The sequence below is a fragment of the Deltaproteobacteria bacterium genome (assembly GCA_005879795.1).
Classification (GTDB): Bacteria; Desulfobacterota; Binatia; order DP-6; family DP-6; genus DP-6.
In genome coordinates, this window is sequence record VBKJ01000115.1 from 1 (window position 1) to 4,776 (window position 4,776).

The window sequence follows — 4,776 nt, forward strand, 5'->3', positions numbered from 1 at the left end:
CGGCGGTCCTCCCGCTCGCGAATGTTCCCGAGCTCGAGCGGTCTCGTGAAGCTCGGCCAGCCCGTCCCGGACTCGTACTTGTCGAGCGAGCTGAAGACCGGCTCGCCCGAGACGACGTCGACGTAGATGCCGGGCCGGTGGTTGTCCCAGTACTCGTTCTGAAAGGGCGGCTCGGTACCCTCGTGCTGCGTCACCTTGTACTGCATCGAGGTGAGCGACTTCGCGAGCGTCGCATCGTCGGGCTTCTTGAAGGTCACGGCATTCCATCCTTTCCGCGGCATGGTCTCCGCCTCCGCCGCCGGCGCCGCGTCGCCCCAGAGCTCCTTCAGGCGCGCGTCGCGGCCGCAGTTCCAGCGATAGAACTTGTAGCGCACGGGATTCTTCTCGTGGTAACGTTGATGGTACTCCTCGGCCGGGTAGAACGTGGTCGCCGCCACGATCTCGGTCGCGATCGGGCGGCCGAAGCGCTGGGCGAGACGCTGCTTCGACTCCTCCGCGAGGCGGCGCTGCGTGTCGTCGTGGTAGAAGATCGCGGTTCGATACTGGTGGCCGTGGTCGCAGAACTGCGCCTCCGGCGTGAGCGGGTCGACGTTGTGCCAGAAGACGTCGAGCAGCTTCGCGTAGCCGATCTTGCCCGGGTCGTAGACGATCTCGACCGATTCGGCGTGTCCGGTGCCGCCCGCCGACACCTCCTCGTAGGTGGGGTTCCGGGTGTGGCCGCCGGTGTAGCCGACGGTGGTCGAGAGGACGCCCTCCAGCTTCTCGAAGGGGGGCTGCATGCACCAGAAGCACCCGCCGGCGAAGGTCGCCGTGGCGCGCTCCTCCGCGTCCGCGGCCGCCGCCGCCCAGCCGAGCGCGGCCAGCGCGCCCACGAGGAGCAGGCTCGGGGCGCCGCGTCTCGCCTTCATCGTCCCGCTTGGATGCCGCGCGCCCCGCGCCGGTTTCTACGCCCCGGCCATCGTGCGTAGCGCCGCGATCGCCTCCTCCACGTGCCTGGTCGCCTGGAACTGCGAGTTGAACACGTGGCGCACGATCCCCTGTTTGTCGATCACGAAGGTCACACGCCCCGGGAGGAGGCCGAGCGTCGCCGGCACGCCGTACTGCCTGCGCACCGCGCCGCCTTTGTCGGCGAGCAGGACGAACGGCAGCCGGTACTTGGCGGCGAACTTCTCGTGCGACGCCTCGGCGTCGGAGCTGACCCCGATCACCTCGGCGCCGGCGTCCTGGAAGTCCTGGTACTGGTCGCGGAAGGAGCACGCCTCCTTCGTGCAGCCCGGCGTGTCGTCCTTCGGGTAGAAGTAGAGAACGACCGCCTTCCTGCCGCGGTAGTCGCCGAGGCGCACCGTGCGGCCGCCCCGGTCCAGGAGCGCGAAGTCGGGCGCCGGCTGGCCAACGCCGATGCCGGGGGCGCCGCCGCCGAGCAGGTCGAGGAGGCCCATGGCGGGCGGGATACCATCATCGCCGGCTCCGGCCAACTCGCGTCCGCGAGGACGCCGATCGGGCCGATCAACGCCGATCGCCGGCACGACTGGCGGCCGTGACCGCCCACGCGACCGCGTCCTCGAGCCGGTCGTTGCCCCAGAAGAGCTCGTCGCCGACCACGGCCGTGGGCGCGCCGAAGACGCCGAGGGCGATCGCCCGCTCCGTCTCGGCGCGCAGGCGAGCCTTCGCCTCGGGCGCCCCGGCGGCGTCGACCAGCGCGCGGCCCGGGAGCCCGAGCGCGTCGAGGATGGCGGTGATCGTCTTTTCTCTGCTCGTCGCCGATGCGATGATCCGACGGCGATGGCGCACCGTGGGCTCGCCGCTCTTGCCCTGGGGCTCGCGCTCGCGGCGCCGGCGGGGGCGGACACCGCGAGCGTCGCCGCGCGCCTGGAAGGCGAGAAGGCCGAGTGCGACTTCCTCCGGGGCCTCTGCCGCGCCGCCAACCGCGCCGCGAGGTTCGCTCGGGATACGCCGTCCCCGGCCGACGTTCTCGCCACGCGCCATGCGCGCGACGCCGAGCTGCGCGCGGCAGATGCGCTCGAGGCGGGACGGGTTCTCAAGGACAAGCACGGCGGCAAGAAGCTCGAGTGCTTCGACGACCCCGAGTGCGCCTTCGTCAAAGCGAAGCTCTTCCGGTGAGTGACGGGCGCGTCTGGTACTTCGCGTACGGCTCCAACATGGAGGCGGCGACCCTGCGCGGCCGGCGCGGCGTGGAGCCCTCCCGCGCGCTGCGCGCGCGCGCGGCCGGCTGGCGGCTCGTCCTCGACAAGCCGCCCCTCCTGCCGGTGGGCGAGGCGTTCGCCAACATCGTGCCCGACCCGCACGCCGCGGTGCTGGGCGTCCTCTACGAGATCACGCGGGCCGACTGGGAGCACCTGGAGCTGACCGAGGGCGTGCGCATCGGGAACTACCGCAGCGTCACGGTCCGGGCGTCGTCGCTCGCCGAGCCCGCGCTCGAGGTGAACGCCCTCGCGCTGTCCTCCGACCGGCGCGACCCGACGCTCGGGCCCTCGGAGCGCTACATGGCGCGCCTGGTTGCAGGGGCCGAGGAGCACGGGCTGCCCGCGGAGTACGTGGCCTTCCTGCGCGCCGTGCCGGCGCGCCCCGAGACCCCCGAAGCGGCGGCTTTCCGGCCGCTGCTCGAGGACGTGCTGCGCCGCCGGTGGTGACCACCGACATGCCGCCATCCCGGCGCTCGGTGCGCGCTCGACGTCCGTGAAGACGCCGCCCGTGCCGTCGCGTCGCGCGCATGCTACGACGCCGGCATGTCACACGAACGCCTGGTGCGGGACTGGCTCGAGGGCTGGAACGGCCGCGACCTGGACCGCGTGCTCGCCCACTACGCCGAGGACGCCGTCTTCCAGAGCCCGACCGTGCTGCTCGGCGACCCCGACGGGGACGGCACGCTCCGCGGCCGCGGCGCCATCCGTGAGCTCTGCGAGCGCGCGCTCGCCCGCTTCCCGAAGCTCCGCTTCGAGCTCGAGGAAGTGATCGAGCGCCCATCGGGCGTGATGGTGCTCCACCGCAAGCACAACGTCTTCGCCGCCCGCCCCGGCCTGACCGTCGAGACCTTCGAGACCGCCGGCGGCCTCGTCACGCGCAACGTCGTCTATTGGAGCGCCGAAGAGGTCGCCGCCCGCTTCCGGTCGATCTAGGGGTTCTCGTTCGACTGCCCGCCGGGCGATGGCGCGCGCGTCGATGCCGTCGCCCCGCGCACCCCGGGGTTGGCCAGGCTCGCCGATGGGGATACCCTCCGGCCGTCCGGCAGGCACCATGGCGACGGCCACCTACCGCGTCTTCGATCCGCTGCTGCCGCGCGCGCAGGCGGAGCGGATGCTCCGGCTCTGCGAGCGCTTCGGCGCCTACGGCATGTACTCGCAGGAGGCGTCCGAGGCCGAGATCGGCCAGGGCCTCTTCCAGCGCCACGACGCGGTGATGAACTTCCTCAAGACCGGCGGGCGGTTCGGCCGGCACGACTCGATCGCGTCGCTCGGCGCACGCACGAACTACTTCCGCGAGAGCTACGCCTACGGCGACGAGGTGCGCATCGACGGCATCGAGCCCTTCCTGCGCTACGAGGGCTTCGTCGAGGCGGCGCGCGCGATCCACGGCCGGCCGGTCATCGAGCCGGCGATCGTGTACGCGAACCTCCTCGTCCCGGGGCAGGAGCTCGCCGTGCACACCGACGTGCCGGAGTTCCGCGGCGCGAACCGGAAGCTCTACCCGCAGTGGCTCATGGTCGTCATGCACCACTCGGGGCTCTTCGACGAGTATCGCATGCCGATCGCGACCGCCGTCGGCTGGTTCAACGACTGCCACGGGGGCGAGTTCGCCTTCTACCCGCAGGGTGGGGACGGTCCGGCCGCGACGATCCCGGCGCGCACCAACACCGGCATCATCCTCGACACGGACTCGGTGTTCCACGGTGTCGACCCGGTCGAGTCGGACTCGCCCCTGCCCGCGCTGCGGCCAGGCATGCGGCTCCGCTGGGACCACGGCCGCTGGCTCGTGCACGACGGCGATGCGGTCGTCGCGCGCTACCCCTGGGATGAGATCCGCTTCTCGATCTCGTGGAAGGCGTACTGCTTCACCGACGCGGAGGAGCGGCGCGCATGGCGCGAGCACCGGGAAGACCTGGTGCTCGAGCGCATCGTTGATCGCCTGGTCGAGGACCTCCGTGCGCGCGGCCGCCTCGAGCGCGAACGTCCCGATCAGACGTCGCTCGCGCTCATGTTGATCGACGAGTACGTGAAGTTCCCGCCGGCGATCGCAGCGTGAGGGTATCGCGGGCCGCTTTCGGGACAGTCCCCGGAATGACGAGGAGGACCGCCTCGAGGCCAGCCGGGCGCTCGGAGGACCGCGGCGATCCCCACGCCAGCCTGGATCCGTTCTTGCTCGTCCCAAGCGGGCTCACCTATAGTCCGTCCGCATGTCGTGCGCGGCGCATATCGCAGCCAGTGGACCGGTCGAGGGGGGCTGCCTCGCACGCGAGCATGCCGGCGAGGCGCCTCGCGCGCCGAAGCTGATCGACGTCGTCCGCAATGCGCTTCGAGCGAGGCACTACAGTCGCCGGACGGAGAAGGCCTACATCGGCTGGATCCGTCGCTACATCCTGTTTCACGGCAAGCGTCACCCGCGTGAGCTAGTACGAGATGGCCGTGGCAAACTCGCTCTGGGGCCAAGATGGTGCACCGCTCCAGCCCGGATTCCTCGAACTGATAGCCCGGCACTATGGCGGCGTCATGAACCTCCTCGATTTCCGTCACGCTGCCGAAGCTGCGCGCGAGACCATCA

7 protein-coding genes are annotated in these 4,776 nt (G+C 71.2%); 4 read left to right on the top strand and 3 right to left on the bottom strand.

What is annotated here, in order from left to right; all coding sequences use genetic code 11:
* The 3 genes from msrA to E6J59_06165 form a co-directional block, all read right to left on the bottom strand.
* Positions 1 to 908, bottom strand: a 908-nt coding sequence (gene msrA / locus E6J59_06155; protein ID TMB21292.1) for a peptide-methionine (S)-S-oxide reductase MsrA, incomplete at its 3' end; no start/stop codon positions are given.
* 36 nt (positions 909 to 944) lie between these two features.
* Positions 945 to 1,439: a peroxiredoxin gene (locus tag E6J59_06160; GenBank protein ID TMB21293.1), complete on the bottom strand. Its 495-nt coding sequence runs from the start codon at positions 1,437 to 1,439 to the stop codon at positions 945 to 947.
* Between the two features lie 67 nt (positions 1,440 to 1,506).
* Positions 1,507 to 1,986: a hypothetical protein gene (locus tag E6J59_06165; GenBank protein TMB21298.1), complete on the bottom strand. Its 480-nt coding sequence runs from the start codon at positions 1,984 to 1,986 to the stop codon at positions 1,507 to 1,509.
* A gap of 131 nt (positions 1,987 to 2,117) precedes the next feature.
* On the opposite strand from E6J59_06165, the gene E6J59_06170 reads away from it, so the two are divergent.
* The 4 genes from E6J59_06170 to E6J59_06185 form a co-directional block, all read left to right on the top strand.
* Complete coding sequence (locus E6J59_06170; GenBank protein TMB21294.1) at positions 2,118 to 2,651, top strand: hypothetical protein; 534 nt, start codon at positions 2,118 to 2,120, stop codon at positions 2,649 to 2,651.
* Between the two features lie 96 nt (positions 2,652 to 2,747).
* Positions 2,748 to 3,137: a nuclear transport factor 2 family protein gene (locus E6J59_06175; protein TMB21295.1), complete on the top strand. Its 390-nt coding sequence runs from the start codon at positions 2,748 to 2,750 to the stop codon at positions 3,135 to 3,137.
* A 118-nt stretch (positions 3,138 to 3,255) separates the two neighbouring features.
* Positions 3,256 to 4,260 (top strand): hypothetical protein, encoded by a 1,005-nt coding sequence (locus E6J59_06180; GenBank protein ID TMB21296.1) that lies wholly within the window; start codon positions 3,256 to 3,258, stop codon positions 4,258 to 4,260.
* Between the two features lie 151 nt (positions 4,261 to 4,411).
* Positions 4,412 to 4,776 (top strand): hypothetical protein (locus E6J59_06185; protein ID TMB21297.1); only part of this gene is annotated, 365 nt, incomplete at its 3' end.

Bases quoted from the DNA above. Each gene is read 5' to 3' on its own strand.
- E6J59_06160 (TMB21293.1), bottom strand. From the start codon at position 1,439: ATGGGCCTCCTCGACCTGCTCGGCGGCGGCGCCCCCGGCATCGGCGTT.
- E6J59_06165 (TMB21298.1), bottom strand. From the start codon at position 1,986: ATGGCGCGTGGCGAGAACGTCGGCCGGGGACGGCGTATCCCGAGCGAA.
- E6J59_06175 (TMB21295.1), top strand. From the start codon at position 2,748: ATGTCACACGAACGCCTGGTGCGGGACTGGCTCGAGGGCTGGAACGGC.
- E6J59_06180 (TMB21296.1), top strand. From the start codon at position 3,256: ATGGCGACGGCCACCTACCGCGTCTTCGATCCGCTGCTGCCGCGCGCG.